This window comes from Photobacterium sp. TY1-4 (assembly GCF_025398175.1).
Classification (GTDB): Bacteria; Pseudomonadota; Gammaproteobacteria; order Enterobacterales; family Vibrionaceae; genus Photobacterium.
Window position 1 is genome coordinate 2353268 of the sequence record NZ_CP099734.1, and the last position, 23794, is coordinate 2377061.

The window sequence follows — 23794 nt, forward strand, 5'->3', positions numbered from 1 at the left end:
ACCGCTGCCTTCTGGCAGCGGTCGCTTTTCGCCTTCTTCATTTCTGCGCGTTGCAACTTGCAGCTCAAGATGTCTTATGGATAAACAAAAACAACGCGACTTAACCAAATGGTTAAAGTCACAAAGCAAGCTCGCCAAGCGCTGGCTGATGCTCAGCGTCGGGCTCGGGTTTCTTTCGGGATTGCTGTTAGTCGGTCAGGCTGCGCTTCTGGCTCACATTCTTCACCAGCTGATCATTGAGCATACCGACAAAGCCGAGCTGGTCGGCCACTTTATCAGCCTGATTGTCATCGTCGGCCTTCGGGCGGCCTGTAGCTGGGGTCGCGAAATATTCGGCTATCGCTGCGGGGAGCAAATCCGGCTTCATATCCGTCAGTTGATCCTGAACCGCCTGCATAAGCTGGGACCGGCCTATATCAAGGGTAAACCCGCCGGTGCCTGGGCCAGCCTGGTGCTGGAGCAGGTCGAAGAGATGCAGGACTTCTTTTCCCGCTACATTCCGCAAATGTCCATTGCCGTGCTGGTGCCGCTGATCATTCTGGTCGCCGTCTTCCCGCTCAACTGGGCTGCCGGACTGATCTTCCTGATCACCGCCCCGCTGGTGCCAATCTTCATGGCCCTAGTCGGTCTGGGTGCGGCCGATGCCAACCGACGTAACTTCAAGGCACTGCAACGTCTGTCCGGGCACTTCTATGATCGCCTGCAAGGCCTGGCGACTCTGCGCCTGTTCAATCGCACGGAAGCCGAAGCCGAGAATCTGCACGCAGCGTCCCATGTACTGCGCAAACGCACCATGGAAGTGTTGCGTCTGGCTTTCCTGTCTTCTGCCGTACTGGAGTTCTTCTCTGCCATTTCCGTCGCCCTGGTGGCGGTCTACTTTGGCTTTGCCTTCATCGGCGAACTGAACTTCGGCCATTACGGCGCACCATTGACCCTGTTCACCGGCCTGTTTGTGCTGGTACTGGCGCCGGAGTTCTATCAGCCGCTGCGCGATCTGGGGACGTTCTACCATGCCAAAGCTTCCGCGATTGGGGCAGCCGAGTCTATTGTCGAATTTCTGAACGCCGAAGCCGATGAGATGAGCAAAGGCGATACCGAGTTGCCGTCTCCGGAAACCATCCGGATCAGCGCGCGCGACTTGGAAGTGCTGAGCCCACAAGGCCAGGTCCTGGCCGGCCCACTCAGCTTTGACATCAATCCGCATGACCAGGTGGCGCTGGTCGGCCCGAGCGGCGCGGGGAAAACCAGTTTGCTCAATGCCCTGCTGGGCTTTCTGCCGTACCGCGGCAGCCTGATGATTAACGGCATTGAGCTGAACCAACTCGATCACAGTGAGTGGCGTCAGACCATCAGTTGGGTCGGCCAAAACCCGCTCCTGGTGCATGGCACCGTGCGGGACAACATCACTCTGGGCAATCCGCTCGCCACCGATGAGCATGTCACCCAAGTGGCGCAGCAAGCCTATGCGGATGAGTTTATCCGCCGTCTTGAAAAGGGCTATCAGCATCAGGTCGGTGATCGTGCCGGCGGGTTGTCCGTCGGTCAGGCCCAACGGATTGCCGTGGCGCGTGCCATGTTGCAAAACGGTGCCTTCTGGCTGTTGGATGAGCCGACGGCCAGCCTGGATGCCAATAGTGAACATCTGGTGCTGGAAAGCCTGTCGGTCGCCGTCAAAGGTCAAACGACGCTGATGGTCAGCCACCGACTGGATCAACTCACCGCCATGGACCGCGTTCTGGTGATGGAAAACGGCCTGCTGGTTCAGAACGGTCCTTTTGATGAAATTCGCCATCACGGCCTGCTGGCCGATATGCTGGCTCACACGGATAAGCGGGATCTCGATGCGTGATTTAATCCCTTACCTGAAACTCTACCGCAAGCATTGGTTCGGCCTGACGCTGGGCATGCTGCTCGGCTTGGCAACCCTGTTGTCGGCGCTCAGCCTGCTAACCCTGTCCGGCTGGTTTATTGCCGCTTCCGCCGTGGCCGGTCTGACCATTGCCCGGGAAACGTTCAACTATATGCTGCCGGGTGCCGGGGTCCGCGGCTTCTCAATGGCCCGGACGGCGGGTCGTTGGGGGGAGCGGGTCGTCAGCCACAACGCCACGTTTAAGCTGCTGGCCGATTTGCGACTGTTTTTCTTCCGCAAGCTGGCACCGCTGATCCCGGGCCGCCAGGCCAACCTGCGCGATGCCGATCTGCTCAACCGTCTGGTGGCAGACGTCGATGCGATGGATCACGTCTACCTGCGGCTGGTGAGTCCGCTGGTTATCGGGGTGATCGGCCTCGTTGCGATCACCGGATTTCTGGCCTGGTTTGATCTGACGATCGGCCTGACCCTGGGGACAATTCTGTTGGTCCTGATGTTCACCTTACCGGTCGTGTTCTACCGCCTGGGCAAAAGCAATGGTGAGTCTCTGACGTATGCCAAAGCCAACTATCGCATCAAGCTGCTGGACTGGATCCAGGGCCATGCCGAGTTGCTGCTGTTCAATGCCGAATCGCGTTATCGCCAGGCGGCACTGGCTCAGCAAGATGAGCTGCTGCTGGCACAACGGAAAATGGCCAGCCTGACCGGCCTTGCCAATGCGGTGCTCATTGCGGCGACCGGCTGGGCGCTGGTCCTGATCCTCTGGCTGGCGGCGGATGGTGTCGGGGGCAACACGCCTGATCCATTCATTGCCATGGTTGCTTTTGCCACCATGGCCAGTGTCGAGATCATGATGCCGGTCGCTGGTGCCTTCCAGTATCTCGGCCAGACCCTGACCTCCGCCCGACGCCTAAACGAAATTATCCAGGCCGAGCCGGACACGCCGTTTGATCCTAACGGTCATTCGAAGCGCGCCCGGGGTGATATCCGTCTCGACAAGGTTAGCTACACCTATTACGGCAGCGATCAACCGGTGCTGCGGGATGTCTCGCTAGAACTCAAGCAGGGTGAAAAACTGGCGCTGCTGGGACGGACCGGCTGCGGTAAATCGACGCTGCTCCAACTGCTGACCCGGAACTGGGATCCGCAGCAAGGCAGCATTAGCATTGACGGCATCGCCCTGCCAACCTGGCAGGAAAAGGCGCTGCGTGAGTCCATTACCGTCGTCAGCCAGCGCGTTGATGTGTTCAATGGTCCGCTGCGTGAAAACCTGCTGCTGGCCAAACCGGACGGCACGGACGATGAATTCAAAGCGGTGCTGAATCAGGTTGGTCTGAGTACCCTGCTGGATGGCCAGGGGCTTGACACCTGGTTGGGTGACGGGGGTCGTCAGATTTCCGGTGGTGAGCGTCGCCGGATCGGGATTGCCCGTGCCCTGCTGCACGATGCGCCGATCTTGTTGATGGATGAGCCGACCGAAGGGCTTGACCGCCGGACCGAACAGCAGATTATCAACCTACTGCTCGAGCACGCCAAAGAGAAAACCGTGCTGTTTATTACCCACCGCTTGGTGGGGCTGGAGCAAATGGATCAAATCTGCCTGATGGACGAAGGGGAGATCATCGAACGTGGCCAACATGCCACACTGCTGGCCCAAGGTGGCCGGTACGCTGAGTTATGTAAGCGGATTTAACCACGCTCATCGCACACCCACTGAAAAAGCGAAAGGCCCGGCCTTTCGCTTTTTTCATGCTTTCGGCCTTCACCGGAGGCTGCAAACCAACCGATGCCGCAGGCCCCCAGCGCCCTTGCCTCCAAAAATTCAGAACGTTTTATCGACCCGGACCCCATCGCGAAAATACAAGATTCGGATTGGATCACCGCGTTGGAACAGCATCTGCAGATCAACATCCTGGATCACATCAATCAGCCGTCCGCCTTCGGTTTGGATCAACAACTCAACCAGCTGGCTGTGCACCATGATCTGCCGAGCCTGTCTATGATGGGCCACAGAAGCGCCAGCAACAGCACCCACTGCAGTTGCCACCTCCCGCCCGGTACCGCTGCCGAACTGGCTCCCGACCAAGCCACCAATCACCCCACCAAGCAACGTCTTCCAACCATCCCGCTCGGATGCCCGTATCTCCTGCTGGGTAATGTAACGGACGGATTCAACCTCCCCAAAGACCACCTGCTCGACCGGACGCGCCTGGTTGCGCGGATACGGTGCTGCGCTCGCCAGTGAAGGAAACCAGATCAGGGGCAATAACAGTAACAATAATATTTTTCTCATCATATAATTTCCCCAGTACGTCTTTTTCTTATTTCGTCTCGTACCCTTGCGACAACAGTATTATGGCTATTTATCTACCGGAGCTGGATCCGGCAACCACACATTTTCCCGTCATTGAAACTGCACTGGATGAGCCCAACGGCTTACTGGCCTTTGGCGGTGATTTGCGACCAGAGCGCTTGGTTGCCGCATATCGCCAGGGGATTTTTCCCTGGTACTCCGAAGGTGAACCCATCTTATGGTGGAGCCCGGCACCTCGGGCGGTGTTCGTGCCGGCACAGTTTCAACCCAGTAAAAGCCTGCGTAAGTTTCTGCGCAAGTCAGGGTATCGGATCACCCTGAACCATGCCTGTCCGGAAGTGATCCGGCTGTGCGGCGACAGCCGGGGACCAGACCAAACCTGGATCACCCGCGACATGATGCAGGCTTACCAGCAATTACATCACCTCGGTTACTGCCATTCAGTTGAAGTATGGCAGGCTGATCAGCTCATCGGCGGACTGTATGGCGTCCAGGTCGGCACGGTGTTCTGCGGCGAGTCGATGTTCTCCCTAGCAGACAATGCGTCGAAAATTGCCTTATGGTTGTTTTGCGAGCATTTTACCGCCCACGGCGGCACGCTGGTTGACTGCCAAATGATGAACGATCACCTGGCCTCGCTGGGCGCGGAAGAACTCGAGCGTTCACCATTTATGCAACATTTACACACGCAAAGAGATGCCATACTCAAAGAAGGCTGTTACCAACCTCAGGTATTACATCAGATAACCTATGACCAGCTATCGTAATTTATCCCTTCGCATTGGGCTGACCCCGATCTCAAACTGTAACTATTTGCCCGAGGCACAAGAGCAGCTCGGAGTCGTGATGGATCATCACTGGTTAACTCCGGAAGGTTACGGACTATTAGTCGCTGCCGGGTACCGTCGCAGCGGCAGCGCCATCTACCGTCCGATGTGCCGCCTGTGTCAGGCGTGCACGCCTCTGCGGATTGACTGCCGGAACTTTCAGCCCTCCAAGAGCCAGAAGCGCCAGCTAAGCCAGATGAAGCAATTGCACTGGGAGTTCAAAGAGACCCTGGATGAAAACTGGTTTGTCCTGTACGAGAAATACATCCGGCTGCGCCATGCCGGCGGGAGTATGTATCCGGCCAATAAAGAGCAGTTTTTTGATTTTTGTACGGCTGCCTGGATGGATACACTTTTTTTGCACGTATATGAGCAGGATCAACTGGTCGCCGTGGCCGTCACCGATATGTTTGATGATGCCCTCAGCGCGGTGTACAGCTTCTTTGACCCGGACGCCACGCTGTCTCTGGGCACCTTGTGTGTGCTATACCAAATTCAGTACGCCCGCCAAACCGGTCGGGCTTGGCTGTACCCCGGTTATCAAATTGATGCTTGTAACGCCATGAACTATAAAGTGCGGTTTAAGCCATATCAAAAATTACGCGATGGGCACTGGGAATAGCCCATCGCCATCACGATACGCGATTTATGGGAGAAAATACCGAACAGTAGCTGACAAAGCCCGGAAGCAAGGGTAAAATTGCGGCCTAAACTTTACACTTAAACAGTTTCAAGGCATCATCCGGCCCGATCAGAAGCATGGCTGGTAGCCTAAGAGGATTCAATGGCAAAAGAAGACGTAATTGAAATGCAAGGTACTGTACTTGATACACTACCTAATACTATGTTCCGCGTTGAACTGGAGAATGGCCACGTCGTTACCGCGCACATCTCTGGCAAAATGCGTAAAAACTACATCCGTATTCTTACTGGTGATAAAGTGACTGTGGAGCTGACTCCATACGACCTGACTAAAGGCCGCATCGTCTTCCGCGCGCGTTAATCTTATAACAAGATTAAAGAATACAAATAAAACCCGGCTCAGGCCGGGTTTTATTTATTCAACGCCCGAAAAATAAACAGCCGCCTCATTGGGCGGCTGTTGTCCATCGCATATTCATGCAAATTAGCGACAAGAACAAACGGTTAGTGCGCCGGCTCCATTTCGCTGCTGAACTGAAAATCGAGCTTATCATCGATCAGGTCCACTCGGACCGAACCACCGTTGATTAAGCTGCCAAACAACAACTCATTCGCCATCGGTTTTTTCAGGTTGTCCTGAATCACTCGGGCCATCGGACGCGCGCCCATCGATTTGTCGTAGCCTTTATTGGCCAGCCATTCACGCGCCGCAGAAGAGACTTCCATGGATACACCGCGTGCATCCAATTGCGCCTGCAATTCGACAATAAACTTGTCGACCACCTGTGTGATGACAACTTTATCCAGGTGATTAAACCAGATAATGCCGTCCAGACGGTTGCGGAATTCTGGCGTGAAGACACGCTTGATCTCACCCATAGCGTCGGTGCTGTTATCCTGTTGAACCAAACCGATCGACTTACGAACCGTTTCTGTCACACCGGCATTAGTCGTCATCACCAGGATCACATTGCGGAAATCAGCTTTGCGACCGTTGTTATCAGTCAATGTCCCATTGTCCATCACCTGCAGCAGCAGATTAAACACATCCGGGTGAGCTTTCTCGATTTCATCCAGCAAGACGACCGAGTGCGGATTCTTAATCACGGCATCCGTCAGCAGGCCACCCTGGTCATATCCGACATAACCCGGAGGTGCACCAATCAGGCGACTGACCGTGTGGCGCTCCATGTATTCGGACATATCAAAACGCAGCAGCTCAATCCCCAGGGTGCGTGCCAGTTGCACCGTCACCTCGGTTTTACCAACCCCGGTCGGACCGGCAAACAGGAACGAACCCACAGGTTTATTCTCTGCACCCAGCCCGGCACGGCTCAACTTGATGGCTTCAGTCAACACATCAATGGCCGGATCCTGACCAAATACCAGCATTTTCAGCTTGCTGTCGAGTTTCTGCAACACATCCCGATCACTGGAAGATACGGATTTTTCCGGAATACGGGCCATTTTGGCGATCATCGCCTCAATATCACTGACATTAACCGTTTTCTTCCGCTTGCTGGCAGGGGCCAGACGGCAACGGGCACCGGCCTCATCAATCACATCAATGGCCTTATCCGGTAAGTGACGTTCATTGATATATTTGGCCGACAACTCAACCGCCGCACGGATCGCTTTATTGGTAAAGCGGACTTCGTGGTGCGCTTCGTATTTCGGTTTCAGACCCATCAGGATCTTGGTGGTATCATCCAGTGACGGCTCGATAATATCGATTTTCTGGAAGCGACGGGATAAGGCCCGCTCTTTATCGAAAATATTGCTGTATTCCTGATAGGTGGTCGAACCCATACAGCGGATCTTCCCGCTACTGAGCAACGGCTTAATCAGGTTGGCAGCATCCACCTGACCACCCGATGCCGCGCCGGCACCGATGATGGTGTGGATTTCATCGATAAACAGGATCGCGTGATCTTCTTTTTCCAACTGCTTCAAAATACCTTTGAAGCGTTTTTCAAAATCGCCCCGGTATTTGGTTCCGGCCAGCAACGAGCCGATATCCAGCGAATAAATCACACAGTCTTTGATGATGTCCGGTACCTGGCCTTCCACAATGCGCCAGGCCAGCCCCTCGGCAATCGCCGTTTTACCGACCCCGGCTTCCCCCACCAGCAGCGGGTTATTCTTACGGCGGCGGCACAGGACCTGAACGGTACGCTCCAACTCCAAATCACGACCAATCAGCGGGTCTATTCCCCCTGCGCGGGCCAGTTGGTTCAGGTTGATTGCAAAGTTTTCCAGCTTGTCTTCGCTGTTTTGCTCCGCACGCGCCTCATCACCACCGACATCGGAGCCGTGCAAATCATCATTGTCGCTGTCTTTGACCGTACCATGGGAAATAAAGTTAACCACATCAAGGCGGCTGATATCACTTTTCTTCAGCAGGTAGGCGGCATGTGATTCCTGCTCGCTGAAAATTGCGACCAGAACATTGGCCCCGGTCACTTCACTGCGACCAGAGGATTGGACGTGGAATACGGCACGTTGCAGCACCCGCTGAAAGCTCAGGGTTGGCTGAGTTTCCCGACTCTCATCATCGACCGGGATCAACGGCGTGGTCTGCTCAATAAAAGAGTCCAACTCTTTGCGTAACGTATCGAGATCGGCACGACAAGCAAGCAGTGCCTCTTGAGCCGCGGCATTTTCCAATAACGCCAGCAGCAAGTGCTCTACGGTCATAAATTCATGGCGCTTTTCTCGCGCCCTGGCGAATGCACCGTTCAAGCTCGCTTCAAGTTCTTTGTTTAGCATAAGGCACCTCCCCTAAATACCACTCATAATGGTGTGCCGGAAAAATTAAGCTTTTTCCATCGTACACAGTAGCGGATGTTCATGCTCCCTCGCATACATCATCACTTGTGCCACCTTCGTCTCGGCGACTTCAGCGGTAAAGGTTCCACAGATTGCTTTCCCTTCATAATGCACAGTAAGCATCAACTGTGTTGCTTTCTCCAGGTCCATGGAGAAGAACTTCTGTAACACTTCTATCACAAAATCCATCGGTGTGTAATCATCATTGTTCAGAATTACTTTATACATCGATGGCGGTTTTACCTGAGTGGCTTCCTCTTCCTGTACGTCAGACTCAGGTATAATCCATTCATATAGCTTGCTCATAGTTTCATCTTAGCCATTTGTTTACGTGCTTGCTACAACATCTTCTATACAAACCGAGTTTTTATGAAAATGTTACAATATGCACTTGACTGTCTAGCTCTTTTTACTAAAGTGTAACCTGTAGTAGATATAATCTGCATCAAATTAGCATTAGTATTCAAGTCATGATAAAACTGCCTGATACTGATGCAAAATGGAACTTGAATGCAAAGAGGGATGTATAGCATGGCAACAGGTACAGTTAAATGGTTCAATAACGCCAAAGGTTTCGGTTTCATCTGCCCGGAAGAGGGCGAAGGCGATATCTTTGCACACTATTCAACTATCCAAATGGATGGATACCGCACTCTCAAAGCTGGCCAACAAGTCAACTACACTGTTGAGACGGGTCCAAAAGGTTTCCATGCCAAAGAGATAGTCCCTGTCCAAAGCGATGCGGCGAAATAAACCCCGCCCCGCTTGATCACAGCGAATTGTAAGGTGAGCCGCGCTCACCTTTTTTTGACCGCTGCGACGGCTGCATCTTACCTCACCCGCTCTGGCACTCAATCCTGTCAGCTACCATGCAATCCGGTCTCGGCTGCCGGCCTTTTTCACGCTCTGCTTCAACGTTTCTACGCTTGATTGCAACGTCCCAGAACTTTACTGCAACGCCTCTACAATGATAAGCCAAAACGGCACAGGTGCATATCTGTCACACCATAAAGGGTGAACGCCATCGCTGCAAATTCATTCTGTCGGAAAACGCCGGGCCACAGATATAAAAAAGGCCCAGCCAGTGGCTGAGCCTTCATCTTCATTCACAACGTGAATTACTTCATTTGCTCGATCATGTCATCAGCAAACTCAGAACACTTACGTAGCGTCGCGCCATCCATCTGACGTTCGAAGTCGTAAGTCACGGTCTTGTTGCGAATCGCACCTTCCATCGCAGCGATGATCAGGTCAGCCGATTCTGTCCAACCCATGTGGCGCAACATCATTTCAGCAGACAGGATCAGAGAGCCAGGGTTTACTTTGTCCTGACCGGCATACTTAGGCGCAGTCCCGTGTGTAGCTTCGAACAACGCAACGCCGTCACCGATGTTGGCCCCCGGAGCAATACCGATACCACCAACCTGTGCCGCCAAGGCATCAGAGATATAGTCACCGTTCAGGTTCATGGTGGCAATGACATCGTACTCCGCAGGGCGCAGCAGAATTTGCTGCAGGAATGCGTCAGCGATGCTGTCTTTGATGATGATTTCTTTGCCGGTGTTCGGATTCTTCAGCGTCATCCATGGACCACCGTCCAGCAACTCTGCACCGAACTCAGCCGCCACTTCGTAACCCCAGTCTTTGAAGGCACCTTCGGTGAACTTCATGATGTTACCTTTGTGAACGATAGTCAGTGAGTCACGATCGTTGTCAATGGTGTACTGAAGCGCAGCGCGAACCAGGCGCTTCGTGCCTTCTTCAGAAATTGGCTTGATCCCGATACCGCACTGCTGAGGGAAACGGATCTTCGTGGCACCCATTTCGTCTTGCAGGAATTTGATGACTTTATCGGCTTCTGCAGTCCCGGCCTGGAACTCAACACCAGCATAGATATCTTCCGAGTTTTCACGGTAGATCACCATGTCCGTCAGTTCAGGCTGCTTCAGCGGGCTTGGTACGCCTTCAAAGTAACGGACCGGGCGGGCACAGATATACAGATCAAGCTCTTGACGCAGCGCAACGTTGAGAGAACGGATACCGCCACCGACTGGCGTCGTCAATGGACCTTTGATAGCGACTTTGTATTCACGGATAAAGTCCAGGGTCTCTTGCGGTAGCCAGGCATCTTCACCGTAAACCTGAGTTGATTTCTCACCGGTGTAGATTTCCATCCACTCAATCTTACGGTCACCGCCGTAAGCTTTCTCGACAGCCGCATCAACCACTTTGATCATTGCAGGGCTTACATCAACACCAATCCCGTCCCCTTCAATGTAAGGGATGATCGGGTGATTAGGAACGACCAGTTTACCTTCTGCATCAACAGAAATTTTTTGACCTTCAACTGGTACTACTACTTTACTATCCATTTAAATCTCCTAGCGTCCATTTGTTATCTTTTTGTAAGATGCGCGCAAATCATACTTGAAATTTTGTCGATACGCCAATCGGGTTCATTTTCGCGTATAATGGGCAGTTCAATGTCACTATCCGCACTAAGCACGCTATTTATGAAGCCAAACACCGCTGCCCGTCAACCGAAACGTGTTCAGAATGAGCGTCGGTCGTCAAGAAAACTAAATCAACCCAAACGCCCGCGCGAACCGAGGAAGATCATTTTATTTAACAAACCTTATAACGTTTTGACCCAGTTCAGCGGAGAACCGGGGGATAAAACACTGGCTGATTTCATCCCCGTCAAAGACGTTTATCCGGCAGGACGGCTGGACAAAGACAGTGAAGGATTACTGGTGTTGACCAACGACGGTATCTTGCAGGCCCGGCTGACCCAACCGAAATCCAAACAACCCAAAACTTACTGGGTCCAGGTCGAAGGAGCCCCGGACGAAGCCGATTTGGCGCTCCTTCGCCACGGGGTGGCACTTAAAGACGGCCCGACCCTACCCGCCGAGGTGGAAGTGATCGCCGCGCCAGACGTGTGGGAACGAAATCCACCGATCCGGGAGCGTAAGAACATCCCGACCACTTGGCTGGCAATTACCTTAAAAGAAGGCCGCAACCGCCAGGTGCGCCGAATGACCGCCCATATCGGCTTTCCGACCCTGCGCCTGATCCGCTATCAAATGGCCGACTGGCGCGTTGACGGCCTGGCCCCGGGCGAATGGCGCGAGGTCACCCTGACCGAGACGTCATAAGGTATCGGTCCCTGCTTGTTTGATGTGCCGGCAACTGGCCGGCACTCGCTTTCCTGTGATAATGCCCGAAAAAACACTACACATTCACGGATACATCCTTTATCATCCCGCCAAAGCAAACGTTTGCGTCATGGTTTTAACCTTCAGCAACCCATTAAAAGCGTATTTTGATTTTAGCTTTACATGCCCTGAATCAGAAAATCATCGACACCAGGGCGCGGTTTGGCTGCCTGAGGCGAAAGACGATAAAATTATTAAAGTGTGATATGGCTCTCGCTCTGTTTCGTGATGGTGCTTTCTGTTAGAATTACGCTCTTATTACTAGTAACGACTGAAGAGAAATATGTCAGATAACAGCCAGAAAAAAGTCATTGTCGGCATGTCCGGCGGCGTTGATTCCTCTGTCTCAGCTTACCTGTTGCTGCAACAGGGTTACCAGGTCGAAGGCCTGTTCATGAAAAACTGGGAAGAAGACGACACGGAAGAGTACTGCTCTGCGGCGGAAGATCTTGCTGATGCCCAAGCTGTATGTGACAAACTCGGTATCCCGCTGCATACCATCAACTTTGCCGCCGAGTACTGGGACAATGTCTTTGAGTACTTCCTTGCCGAGTACAAAGCTGGCCGTACCCCGAACCCTGACATTCTTTGTAATAAAGAAATCAAATTCAAAGCCTTCCTGGAATTTGCCGACGAGGTACTGGAAGCAGACTACATCGCGATGGGTCACTATACGCGTCGGACGTTCCCGACGGTCGAAGGCGAGCTGCCGCAAATGCTGCGCGGCCTGGACAACAACAAAGACCAGAGCTACTTCCTGTACACCCTGAGCCATGACCAAATCGCCCGCAGCCTGTTCCCGGTCGGTGAACTGGAGAAGCCGGAAGTGCGCCGCATTGCCGAAGAGCAAGGCCTGATCACTGCCAAGAAGAAAGATTCCACCGGGATCTGCTTTATCGGTGAGCGTAAGTTTACCGACTTCCTGAGCAAGTACTTACCTGCGCAGCCGGGCGACATTGTCACCGCGGACGAAGGGAAAGTCATTGGTCAGCATCAGGGCCTGATGTATCACACCCTGGGCCAGCGCAAAGGCCTGTTTATCGGCGGCCAGAAAGGCGGCAACGGCAATGAAGACGCCTGGTATGTGGTCGACAAAGATGTCGCGCGCAACCAGCTCATCGTCGGCCAGGGTAAAGATCACCCGCGCCTGAAATCTGAAGGGCTGGTCGCATCGCAGCTGCATTGGGTCGATCGCCAGCCGATCCGCGAGCCGCTTCAATGTACGGTAAAAACCCGTTACCGTCAGCAGGACATTCCATGTACCATCATCCCGATTGATGATGAAAACATCAAAGTGATTTTTGACGAGCCTCAAATTGCCGTCACGCCGGGCCAATCTGCTGTCTTCTACAGCGGCGATGTTTGCCTGGGTGGTGGTATTATTGAGCAAAGAATCTAAAGGGATAAAAGGGAGTTGTCACTCGTGGCACATAGTGTATATGACCGTACCATTGCGTTTGCCGGGATCTGCCAGGCCGTAAAACTTGTCCAGAACGTTGCCCGTGACGGTCAGTGCGACCGTGATGCACTGGAAACCTGCCTCAACAGTATCGTGGTCACTGATCCGGCCAATACCGTTGAGATTTACGGCAATGAAGCCAACCTGCGGCTTGGCCTGGAAACCCTGTCAGCCGAAATCGACAGTACGCCATCCGGCAACGAGCTGACCCGCTATCTGGTCAGTGTGATGGCGCTGGAGCGCAAACTGTCCGGGCGTCGTGACAGCATGGCGCAACTGGGGGATCGCATCGAGACCGCCAAGCGCCAGTTGGATCATTTCGAGCTGATGGAAGAGCAGATGATCAGCAATCTGGCGAGCATTTACCTCGATACCATCAGCCCGCTTGGCCCGCGAATTCAGGTCACCGGTACGCCCGCGCACCTACAACAGCCAAGCGTACAGCACAAGGTTCGGGCCCTGCTGCTGGCTGCCGTGCGCAGTGCCGTATTGTGGCGCCAGGTCGGAGGCAAACGCCGCCACTTGATTTTTGGCCGTAAACAAATGATGGAGCAGGCAAAAATATTGCTCGCCCGAAACTAAGTACATCCCAGGTGCCGCCCGGTTATCCGCGGCACCTGATACAGCCGCCGTCCATTCAGAGATGAAGCCTGACGGCGACAACAGATATTGACTAACCCCTTTTAATCAGGAGAGAGCAACATGGAACTGTCAGCATTGACTGCTGTTTCCCCGGTAGACGGCCGCTACGGAAGTAAAACAAGTGTGCTACGCAGCATCTTCAGTGAATTTGGTCTGCTGAAATACCGCACTATCGTTGAAATCCGCTGGCTACAAAAACTGGCCGCCACGGACGCTATCGTGGAAGTTCCTGCATTCAGCGCCGAAGCAAACGCCTACCTGGATCGAATTGCTGCTGAATTTAGTGAAGAAGATGCGCAACGCATTAAAACCATTGAGCGCACCACCAACCACGACGTGAAAGCGGTGGAATACTTCCTGAAAGAAAAAGTGGCCGATTTCCCTGAGCTGCACGCGGTGAATGAGTTCATCCACTTCGCCTGTACTTCAGAAGATATCAATAACCTGTCCCACGCGCTGATGCTCAATGAAGCCCGTGACACAGTCATGCTGCCGGAAGTTCGCAACGTGATTGATGCGATCAAGAACCTGGCTGCTGAATACCGCGAAGTCCCGCTGCTGTCCCGTACCCACGGCCAACCCGCATCACCTTCAACCATGGGTAAAGAAATGGCCAACGTGGCCTACCGCATGGAGCGTCAGTTCAAGCAAATCGAACAGGTTGAGATCCTGGGTAAAATCAACGGCGCCGTGGGGAACTACAACGCCCACCTGTCAGCGTATCCGGAAATCGACTGGCACCAGTTCAGCGAAGAATTCGTGACGTCTCTGGGCCTGACCTGGAACCCTTACACCACGCAGATTGAGCCGCACGACTACATTGCCGAGCTGTTTGATGCATTTGCCCGCTTCAACACCATCCTGCTGGACTTCGACCGCGACGTCTGGGGCTACATTGCGCTGGGTCACTTCAAGCAAAAAACCATTGCTGGTGAAATTGGCTCGTCCACCATGCCGCATAAAGTCAACCCAATCGACTTTGAAAACTCAGAAGGTAACCTGGGCCTGGCGAACGCTATCTTTAGCCACCTGGCACAGAAACTGCCGGTTTCTCGCTGGCAGCGTGACCTGACGGACTCAACGGTACTGCGTAACCTGGGTGTCGGTTGTGGCTACGCGATTATCGCGTACACCTCAACACTGAAAGGGATCAGCAAGTTGGAAGTAAACCAGGCCGCACTGGAAGCAGAGTTGGATAAGAACTGGGAAGTGCTGGCTGAGCCAGTGCAAACCGTGATGCGCCGCTACGGCATCGAAAAACCATACGAGAAGTTGAAAGAGCTGACCCGCGGTAAGCGTGTTGACGGTGAAGGCATGCGCCAGTTCATCGACGGCCTGGAGCTGCCAGAGCACGAGAAAGTGCGCCTGAAAGCCATGACGCCGGCGAACTACATCGGCGACGCTGTGAAGCTGACCGACAAACTGTAAGCACTCGCACACAGACCATCAAGGCCAGCACTGCTGGCCTTTTTCATATCTCCCCTTTTTAAAATCAATTTTATTTTCTTTATAATCAACAAATTGAAATAAACATATATTTTTAATGCAACTTTAAACTTGCATCAAACCACCCCCGCGATTAACATGCATTGAAAATACATGTTAATCGTTATCTTAGGTAGGTTGTATGTCTATTCACGTTAAAAGCAATATTCACTGGGTTGGTCAACGCGACTGGGAGATCCGTGACTTCCACGGAACGGAGTACAAGACGCTGAAAGGGACCAGCTACAACAGTTACCTTATCCGTGAAGGTAAAAACGTGCTGATTGACACGGTCGATCATAAATTCAGTTACGACTTCGTCCAGAAACTCGAGCAAGAGATTGACCTGAAAGAAATCGATCTGATCGTCATTAACCATGCTGAAGAGGACCACGCCGGCGCGCTATCGCTGCTGATGTCCAAGATCCCTGAAACCCCGATTTACTGTACCGAAAATGCTGTCGACTCGATTACCGGGCACCACCACCATCCTGAATGGAATTTCAATACTGTGAAAACCGGGGACAGCATAGACATCGGCAACGGCAGGTCACTCGTGTTCATCGAAACCCCAATGCTGCACTGGCCGGACAGCATGATGACCTACCTGACCGAAGATGCCGTCCTGTTCAGTAATGATGCCTTCGGCCAGCACTATTGTGACGAGCGTCTTTTCAATGATGAAGTTGAGTACAACGAGCTAATGGAGCAATGTCTGCGCTATTACTCCAACATACTGACGCCTTTTAGCCCCTTAGTTACAGCCAAGATCCACGAGGTACTGGCCTTTAACCTTCCGGTCGAGATGATTGCGACGTCCCATGGCGTGATCTGGCGTGATAACCCAGTCCAAATTATTGAAAAATACCTTGAATGGGCCGATGAATACAAGGAAGACAAAATCACTCTCTTCTATGATTCCATGTCCAACAATACCCGCATGATGGCCGATGCGATTGCCCAGGGCATTACTGAAACCGATCCCCGGGTAGCGGTGAAAATCTTCAACGTCGCTCGCCATGATAAAAACGAAATACTGGCCAATGTCTTCTGTTCCAAAGGGGTTCTAGTCGGGTCTTCAACCATGAACAACGTGATGATGCCGAAAGTTGCCGGTATGCTGGAAGAAATCACCGGCCTGCGCTTCAAAGGTAAGAAGGCCGGGGCTTTTGGTAGTTTTGGTTGGAATGGCGGCGCCGTTGATCGTATTCATGCCCGCCTCACAGATGCCGGATTCTTTACCACCGTCGGCATCAAAGTGAAATGGCGCCCGGATGGTAACGCCCTTGCAGCGTGCCGAGAGCATGGCCGAAAAATCGCACGCGAGTGGGCACTGCAGCCGATAGAAGCTCAGACAACGCCTGTCGAAGAACGTTGTGAAAGTCCGGCGCAATCCCAGCCAGCAAATCTGGCAACCCAAGCTGGTTCACCAACGAAACCAACTTGTTCCTCGGCCAACCCAACACAGAAGCAAATTTGTACGGTCTGTCAGTGGGTTTATGACCCTGAGCGAGGCGAGCCCAATCAGGACGTTATGCCCGGAACCTCATGGGAAGCTGTCCCTGACTCTTTCCTTTGCCCGGACTGCGGGATTGGTAAAAACGTCTTTGAACCATTGGCTTAGGAGGCTGGACATGGATAAGCATATCATAATTATTGGAAGCGGCTTTGCCGCTTACCAACTGGTGAAATCACTGCGAAAACTTGATAACGCAGCACCCATAACAGTCATTACTGCTGATAGTGGGGATGACTATTCCAAGCCAGAACTGAGCCATGTTTTTTCCCGCAGGCAGACAGCTGGTGATTTAATCAAACAGACGGCAGATGAATTTAGCGCATCACAACAAATCGAGCTGATGAACTACACCAAAGTTCAATCCATTGATATTGAGGCCAAAGTTGTCAAACTGCCAGATCATCAAATCAGCTACTCCAAATTGGTCCTGGCAACCGGTGCATCATCACTGGTACCGGCTTTTGAAGGCAACGCGACGGACGAGATAGCGACGCTCAACAGTTTATCTGAATATGCTAACCGGCAGGATCGTCTGGCATCCGCTAAATCCGTTGTCGTGATGGGAGCCGGGCTGATCGGCACTGAGATTGCCATGGATCTCGTCCTTGCAGGCAAACAGGTGACGCTTTGTGATCGGGCAGATAGACTGATGCCAACCCTACTGCCTTCTTTCCTTGGCGCTGAGTTGTATCAGGTCATGGTAGAACATCAGGTCGGGGTCAAACTCTCCTCAACGGTTCAGGCTGTCAACCGCCACCACCAGCAACTCATTGTTCAGTTTGACGATCAAAGCTATGTCCAAGCAGATGCCGTAATCGCAGCCATGGGCCTGAAGCCAAACATCCTGCTAGCAAGCGATGCAGGCCTGGCTGTCAATCAGGGTATTCTCGTTGATGATCAGTTGCGCACTTCCGCTCAGGATGTCTATGCCTTAGGAGACTGCGCCGAGTTTGATGGCAAAGTCAGAGCGTTCCTGCAACCGACAATGCTATCGGCGATAGCATTGGCCAAAACACTGTTGGGGACACCAACGCCGTTCAAGCTGCCAGCCAGTCTCATCAAAGCTAAAACGCCGTGGTTCCCGCTTAGTCTGTCCGGACAAACAGCAAGCGTGCGAGCACGATGGGAAGTCACCCGGGATGATGAAGGCTATATCGCCAAAGCCTTTGACAGAGAAACAGAAACACTGATTGGATTTGTCGTCAGTCACGAGCAACAAAAATCTGCGTTTCCGCTGCTGCGTCAGCTACCGGCCGAATAATTTCTTCCAGGCACTACTCCGAGGACGATAGCTACACGAAAAGGACTTCATTTGAGAGGCCACCTCAGCCTCTCTTTTTTTGCTCTTGCTCACAACGACTTCCCCATCACTCTCATCGCTGAAATGCGCTATACTCGCGGCAAACGCCTAGCAATAGTGATCTTATGTACCAACTCAGCTTCGCCTTTGATGCCTTTCTGGCGCAATACTGGCAAAAACAACCGACCATCATCAAAGGTGGTTTCCAGAACTTCATTGACCCAATCAGCCCGGACGAGCTGGCCGGTTTGGCGATGGAGGAAGAAGTCGATTCCCGCTATATCGCCAGACACGGCGAAGACTGGGATGTCCGTCATGGGCCGCTCAGTTTTGACAACATGCCGGAGGACAACTGGTCTTTCACCGTGCAGGCCGCCAACCACTGGCATGAAGGCGCCGCACGTCTGGTCGCTCCGTTTCGCCAAATGCCCGGTTGGTTGTTTGATGATTTGATGATCAGCTATTCCACCCCAGGTGGCGGCGTCGGTCCGCATATTGATCAGTACGATGTCTTTATCGTCCAGGGCTCGGGCAAACGCCGCTGGCGGGTCGGTCCGAAGAAAGAGGACTACGAGGAAGAATTCCGCCACCCTGCCCTGCGCCATATCAAGGACTTTGATCCGATCATTGATGAGATCCTCGAGCCGGGCGATATCCTTTATATACCGCCGGGTTTCCCCCATGACGGCTATGCCATCGAGACGGCAATGAGCTTTTCGGTCGGCTTCCGTTCGCCGAAAAAACAGGAGCTGCTGAGCAGTTTTGCTGATTATGTGATTGCCAATGAAATCGGGGATGTGCATTACCACAACCCCGATTTACCGGCCCGGAAAAACTATGGCGCGATCCCGGATGCTGAATTTCGCGATCTGGAAAACATGATGCGCAGCCTGCTGGATCACCCGCAGCTTTTGAAAAAGTGGATGGGGGAGCACCTGAGTGCCAGCCGCCACGAGCTGGATGTCATCACGGCCGAGCCGCCATGGCAGATCAACGAAACTTACCAGTTCCTCGAAGAAGGGGAAACGGTCAAACGCTTGGGCGGCCTGCGGGCTTTCTACTACCCGGAGCACCCGCATATTCTCTACATTAATGGTGAACGGTTTGAGCTGCCGCCGGAGTGCAGCAATGCAGCTACCTATCTGTGCGATCAGGACACCATCAGCCGCGACAGCCTGGGCAAACAGCTCGACCATCCGGCCTTTATGGCGCTCCTCACCCAGCTGATTAACTTAGGGTACTGGTACCCGGCTGAATAACCGCGGACACCATCAATACATACGCGACGGCCGCTGCGTTGACTTCACAACGTAGCGGCCATTCTCGTTTTGCCCGGAGCCTGTCCCTCGGCGACACCTCGATCCACTCGGCGAAACCTTGGCCTTCTTCTTCGCTATACCTTGAACTGTCCGGTCAGGGCCTGCTGGTGAGTCGACAAGCGGGTCAATCGCTGGCCGATATCTGCTGAGCTTTCGGCCTGATTCAGGATCCCTTCACTCAAATTGCGAATATTCACCACATTGCGGTTCACTTCGCCTGACACCGCCTGCTGCTCCTGCGCAGCATGCATGATCTGCTCGTTCATCGCCTGAATCGACTTCACGGCATCCGTGATCTGATCCAGACTCTCGACGGCCTGACTGACCTGCTGCGCGGTTTCTGTCGCCAGCTCACTGCCTTCTTCGATGGCCCCGACAACATCCTGAGTCCCCTGCTGCAACACCTCAATCACCGAGCGAATTTGACCGACCGAGTCCTGGGTACGACCGGCCAGTTGGCGTACTTCATCAGCCACCACCGCAAACCCCCGTCCCTGCTCACCGGCACGCGCCGCCTCAATGGCCGCGTTCAATGCCAGTAGATTCGTTTGCTCTGAAATTGCAGCAATGACTTGCAGGATCTGATTAATATCGTCGCTGTTACTAGCCAGTGCCCGGGCTGCCGGTACGGCATTCGCCATCCGGGACACCAACGCGGTCATCGCTTCAGCAGAGCGCTCGACCACCTGCTGGCCATCTTCAGCCGATATACCGGCCTGGCTGGCAGCCACCACTGCCGTTTCGGTATGGTGGACCACTTGCTCAGCAGTCTGAGCCATTTCTTCAGCGGCCGTCGCCACCATATCCACTTCTTTAAATTGTGCCTGGCTGCTGTCCCGGCTACTGCTGGCGACCTGGGCCGCTTCGTTGGCGGTACGACCAACCTCATCGACGGCTTTGACGACCTGACTCATAGTGTGTTGCAGTTTGTCCAGGAAACGGTTAAACCACAGCGCCAGCTCACCGACCTCATCCTGCTGAACGACCTCAAGCCGCTGCGTTAAATCGCCCTCACCGGAGGCGATGTCTTTTAGTCGTTCAGCCACCTGCTTGATTGGGGCCACCAACCGGGCGGCGGAAAACAACACCACCAGCAGTCCCACAACCGCGATGATGGCGCTGGCTGCGACCTGAACCCAGGTTGATTCTTCACGCTGTTGGGTGATTGCCGAATCCAGGGAAATCGCTTCGGCCAACACCTGGTCCGCCGGCAACTGGATCACCACCCCCCAAGAGGATTGTCCCAGGGAGACCGGAGTAAACGCCTGCAGCCATTGTTGATCACCGCTCCAGCCGACCACAGTCTGCCCCTGCGCCAGCCAGCTTGAGATCGCTTCGGGTAAGCCATCACCGCGGTTCAATTTGCTGCCCCGCCGGTTGCTGGCCTGATCCCAGGCGACAATCGTGCCCTGCTCACTGAGCAAGGAAACCTTTCCGCTGCCACCGAACATGCTCTGGTCAACCTGACTGATCACCGAATGCAGCGTATCAAGCCGGATATCAATCCCCATCACCCCGACAGCTACCTCATCAACAACCAACGGAATGGTAATGGTGCTAACCAGTTGCCCTTCTCCCCCATGGGTCGCAAATTTCGGCTCCAGAACACACGGATTAAGGCTGCTTAAGCTACAGCGATACCAGGATGCTTGCTGTGCAGTGAGAGCCGTTTCAGAAAAGACAAACTGGGCTGCATCTTCGGTGCCCGGTTTGGCCCAGTAGGATGCAAAACGCCCTTGTTCATTGGCACCGACATAGGAAGCACTGTGGTAATTGTTATCTTCGCCATCGAGCGCATCGGGTTCAAACACGGCGAAAGTGCCATAAATATTAGGAAACTCATTGGCGGCGCGGCGGAGCAGCTCATTAATCGAGCCGCGCAGTGCTTCGCTGCCGGTAAAATTCTCTTCGGCATTGTATTTGAGAAACAGCACACTCTGCGCCAGCATTTCCGCGCGATAGGTAGCTTCATCCAGATACTGCTGCACGCGGATTGCCTGACGTTCAGCTTGCGCCTGCACGACGCTCTGCGACTTCCCCCGCAACGAGGCAAATGACTGCTCGCTGACCAGCTGCTGGCTTTGCGCCGAAAAGTAAAAAGAGAGACTGGTTAACACCAGTACTGTCATCAATAGGCCGACCCCTGCCATCAGGGTAATTTTCCATTGCACCGATAATGACCGCATATCAACAATCCTTGTTTTTCTTAAATACGATGTGTGACTGAAACATGCTGTCGAACAACGTAAGAGACGCCGCGACGTTTGTATTTTGACTCCCGGTTTTGATTTCTTGCAAAGGCCCCCAATAGAAAAAAAGCGCGGCTTTTACACCGCGCTTAAAGCCTGTCACAGGCTTGAATTAATGTACGTTTAAACAGGCCACCGCATGGATGTCACCGCCTTCCAGTTGCGGTTTTTTCTCCGCACATGTTGCGGTCGCCTGCGGGCAGCGGGTCCGGAACACACACCCTGAAGGCGGGTTCATCGGCGACGGCAGCTCCCCTTCCAGCAACTGGATCTCTTTATTGCGTTCAAGGTCCGGATCCGGGATTGGCACCGCTGACATCAGCGCTTTGGTATAAGGGTGTTTCGGTTCGGCAAACAGTGCCTCTCCTTCGCCCATTTCCACCGCGTTCCCGAGATACATCACCAGAACGCGGTCGGAGATGTGTTTCACCACCGACAAGTCGTGCGCGATGAAAATCAGGCTCAGCCCCATTTCCTTCTGCAGAGATTTCAGCAGGTTCACCACCTGCGCCTGAATCGAGACATCGAGCGCTGAGACCGGCTCATCACAGATGATCAATTTCGGTTTCAGGATCAGCGCACGGGCAATCCCGATCCGCTGACACTGACCGCCGGAGAATTCGTGCGGGTAGCGGTTGATCACGTTCGGCAACAGGCCGACTTTCGTCATCATCGCCTTCACCTGCTGCTTCACATCATCGACACTCATGTTCGGATAAAAAGCCTTCAGCGGCTCGGCAATGATTTCACCAACCGTCATGCGCGGGTTCAGTGACGCCAGCGGGTCCTGGAAAATCATCTGGATCTCTTTGCGCTTTTCACGCATCGCCACCTGATCCAACTTGGTCAGATCCTGGCCCAGCCAAACAACATTGCCTTCAGTCGCTTCAACCAAACCGATCACCGCGCGGGCAAACGTCGACTTTCCACAGCCAGACTCACCCACCACGCCCAGGGTCTCACCTTCATATAAACGGATCCCGACCCCATCGACCGCTTTCAGTTTGGTCGGCTTGGTCCACGGCCAGGCCGATTTGGCGGCAATGTCAAAGTGAACTTTGAGATCCTGGATCTCTAACAACAGATTTTTTTGTGCTTCCATTACCACGTCCCCACATCAGAAAAACACGCACGTAAACGACCTTCCGCAAAGCCCAGCAGCGCAGGGGCTTCCTGCTTACACTGAGGGGTTGCCCGGTGGCAACGCTCCTGGTAAGGACAGCCTGGTGGCAGACGCAGTAAGTTCGGCGGGTTACCCGGGATCGTCGGCAGGATTTCTCCTTCAGTATCCAGGCGTGGAATCGCCTTCAACAAACCCTCTGTATACGGGTGTGACGGCTGATAGAAAATTTCGTTGATCTTGCCGTATTCCATGGTCCGACCGGCATACATCACCAGAACCTTGTCGCAGCTCCCGGCAACCACCCCCAGATCGTGGGTGATCATGATGATCGCGGTGTTGAAATCACTTTTGAGCTCGTTAAGCAGCTCCATGATCTGTGCCTGAACGGTCACATCCAGTGCCGTGGTCGGCTCATCGGCAATCAGCAGTTTCGGACGGCACAGCAATGCCATGGCAATCATCACCCGCTGGCGCATCCCGCCGGAAAATTCATGCGGGTACATGGTGATCCGCTTGCGTGCTTCTGGAATTTTCACCGCTTCCAGCATCCGGACACTTTCTTCAAACGCTTCAGACTTGCCCATGCCCTTGTGCAGCATCAGCACTTCCATCAGCTGATCGCTGACTTTCATGTACGGGTTCAGCGAGGTCATCGGATCCTGAAAGATCATCGCGATCTGCTCGGCGCGGATCTTGTTGAGCTCCCGCTCCGGCAGATTGAGAATTTCACGACCTTCAAATTTAGCACTGCCGCTAATCACGCCGTTTTTGGCCAACAGGCCCATAATCGAGAAGACGGTCTGGCTTTTGCCAGAACCGGATTCACCAACAATACCCAGGGTTTCTCCCTGCTCCAGAGAGAAGTTCAGATCATTAACCGCGGTGACGATCCCGTCTTGTGTTTTAAATTCTACGCGTAGATCTTTGACATCTAATAAGCTCATAAATACTTCCTTATAACGCCTGTCGCTGGCTGAGCCGGACGACAGCCCAGCCAG

20 protein-coding genes are annotated in these 23794 nt (G+C 53.5%); 13 read left to right on the forward strand and 7 right to left on the reverse strand.

The window, feature by feature from the left end; all coding sequences use genetic code 11:
• Positions 1–76 precede the first annotated feature (76 nt).
• Positions 77–1849, forward strand: a complete 1773-nt coding sequence (gene cydD, locus NH461_RS10970; protein WP_261600388.1) for a heme ABC transporter permease/ATP-binding protein CydD — start codon at positions 77–79, stop codon at positions 1847–1849.
• A complete protein-coding gene (gene cydC, locus NH461_RS10975) occupies positions 1842–3563 on the forward strand; it encodes a heme ABC transporter ATP-binding protein/permease CydC (RefSeq protein ID WP_261600389.1) in 1722 nt (573 codons plus the stop codon). The genes cydD and cydC overlap by 8 nt, the downstream gene beginning before the upstream one ends.
• A 129-nt stretch (positions 3564–3692) precedes the next feature.
• On the opposite strand, the gene NH461_RS10980 is transcribed toward cydC, so the two are convergent.
• On the reverse strand, positions 3693–4163 hold the full coding sequence (locus tag NH461_RS10980; protein WP_261602888.1) for a glycine zipper 2TM domain-containing protein: 471 nt from the start codon (positions 4161–4163) through the stop codon (positions 3693–3695).
• Positions 4164–4225: 62 nt separating this feature from the next.
• On the opposite strand from NH461_RS10980, the gene aat reads away from it, so the two are divergent.
• The 3 genes from aat to infA all read left to right on the forward strand — a co-directional run bounded on the left by aat (position 4226) and on the right by infA (position 6014).
• Positions 4226–4951, forward strand: a complete 726-nt coding sequence (aat, locus tag NH461_RS10985) for a leucyl/phenylalanyl-tRNA--protein transferase (protein ID WP_261600390.1) — start codon at positions 4226–4228, stop codon at positions 4949–4951.
• Complete coding sequence (locus NH461_RS10990) at positions 4935–5633, forward strand: arginyltransferase (protein WP_261600391.1); 699 nt, start codon at positions 4935–4937, stop codon at positions 5631–5633. The genes aat and NH461_RS10990 overlap by 17 nt, the downstream gene beginning before the upstream one ends.
• A gap of 162 nt (positions 5634–5795) precedes the next feature.
• On the forward strand, positions 5796–6014 hold the full coding sequence (infA, locus tag NH461_RS10995; protein WP_005298441.1) for a translation initiation factor IF-1: 219 nt from the start codon (positions 5796–5798) through the stop codon (positions 6012–6014).
• A gap of 143 nt (positions 6015–6157) precedes the next feature.
• Here infA and clpA read toward each other — a convergent pair whose 3' ends face one another.
• Positions 6158–8422: an ATP-dependent Clp protease ATP-binding subunit ClpA gene (clpA, locus tag NH461_RS11000; protein WP_261600392.1), complete on the reverse strand. Its 2265-nt coding sequence runs from the start codon at positions 8420–8422 to the stop codon at positions 6158–6160.
• Positions 8423–8467: 45 nt separating this feature from the next.
• Entirely contained in the window at positions 8468–8788 is a 321-nt protein-coding gene (gene clpS / locus NH461_RS11005; protein ID WP_261600393.1) for an ATP-dependent Clp protease adapter ClpS, read from the reverse strand.
• A gap of 225 nt (positions 8789–9013) precedes the next feature.
• Between clpS and cspD the strand changes: the two genes are divergently transcribed.
• A complete protein-coding gene (gene cspD / locus NH461_RS11010; RefSeq protein WP_261600394.1) occupies positions 9014–9235 on the forward strand; it encodes a cold shock domain-containing protein CspD in 222 nt (73 codons plus the stop codon).
• Between the two features lie 365 nt (positions 9236–9600).
• Here cspD and icd read toward each other — a convergent pair whose 3' ends face one another.
• Positions 9601–10854: an NADP-dependent isocitrate dehydrogenase gene (gene icd, locus NH461_RS11015; protein ID WP_261600395.1), complete on the reverse strand. Its 1254-nt coding sequence runs from the start codon at positions 10852–10854 to the stop codon at positions 9601–9603.
• 141 nt (positions 10855–10995) lie between these two features.
• Between icd and NH461_RS11020 the strand changes: the two genes are divergently transcribed.
• From NH461_RS11020 to NH461_RS11050, 7 genes are all read left to right on the forward strand, one after another.
• A complete protein-coding gene (locus NH461_RS11020) occupies positions 10996–11640 on the forward strand; it encodes a pseudouridine synthase (RefSeq protein WP_261600396.1) in 645 nt (214 codons plus the stop codon).
• Positions 11641–11983: 343 nt separating this feature from the next.
• The gene (gene mnmA, locus NH461_RS11025) at positions 11984–13099 is read left to right on the forward strand and encodes a tRNA 2-thiouridine(34) synthase MnmA (RefSeq protein ID WP_261600397.1); all 1116 of its coding nucleotides are present in this window, start codon (positions 11984–11986) and stop codon (positions 13097–13099) included.
• Between the two features lie 24 nt (positions 13100–13123).
• Complete coding sequence (gene hflD, locus NH461_RS11030) at positions 13124–13741, forward strand: high frequency lysogenization protein HflD (protein WP_261600398.1); 618 nt, start codon at positions 13124–13126, stop codon at positions 13739–13741.
• Between the two features lie 120 nt (positions 13742–13861).
• Positions 13862–15229 (forward strand): adenylosuccinate lyase, encoded by a 1368-nt coding sequence (gene purB / locus NH461_RS11035; protein WP_261600399.1) that lies wholly within the window; start codon positions 13862–13864, stop codon positions 15227–15229.
• Positions 15230–15428: 199 nt separating this feature from the next.
• Positions 15429–16910 carry an anaerobic nitric oxide reductase flavorubredoxin gene (norV, locus tag NH461_RS11040; RefSeq protein ID WP_261600400.1) on the forward strand — a complete coding sequence of 494 codons (1482 nt, stop codon included), beginning with the start codon at positions 15429–15431 and terminating at the stop codon, positions 16908–16910.
• Positions 16911–16920: 10 nt separating this feature from the next.
• A complete protein-coding gene (gene norW / locus NH461_RS11045; protein WP_261600401.1) occupies positions 16921–18066 on the forward strand; it encodes an NADH:flavorubredoxin reductase NorW in 1146 nt (381 codons plus the stop codon).
• A gap of 164 nt (positions 18067–18230) precedes the next feature.
• The gene (locus NH461_RS11050) at positions 18231–19364 is read left to right on the forward strand and encodes a cupin domain-containing protein (RefSeq protein ID WP_261600402.1); all 1134 of its coding nucleotides are present in this window, start codon (positions 18231–18233) and stop codon (positions 19362–19364) included.
• Between the two features lie 134 nt (positions 19365–19498).
• Here NH461_RS11050 and NH461_RS11055 read toward each other — a convergent pair whose 3' ends face one another.
• The 3 genes from NH461_RS11055 to NH461_RS11065 all read right to left on the reverse strand — a co-directional run bounded on the left by NH461_RS11055 (position 19499) and on the right by NH461_RS11065 (position 23740).
• Complete coding sequence (locus NH461_RS11055; protein ID WP_261600403.1) at positions 19499–21610, reverse strand: methyl-accepting chemotaxis protein; 2112 nt, start codon at positions 21608–21610, stop codon at positions 19499–19501.
• A 175-nt stretch (positions 21611–21785) separates the two neighbouring features.
• Complete coding sequence (gene oppF, locus NH461_RS11060; protein ID WP_261600404.1) at positions 21786–22775, reverse strand: murein tripeptide/oligopeptide ABC transporter ATP binding protein OppF; 990 nt, start codon at positions 22773–22775, stop codon at positions 21786–21788.
• Complete coding sequence (locus NH461_RS11065; protein WP_261600405.1) at positions 22775–23740, reverse strand: ABC transporter ATP-binding protein; 966 nt, start codon at positions 23738–23740, stop codon at positions 22775–22777. Before NH461_RS11065 ends, oppF begins: the two co-directional genes overlap by 1 nt.
• Positions 23741–23794: the final 54 nt, after the last annotated feature.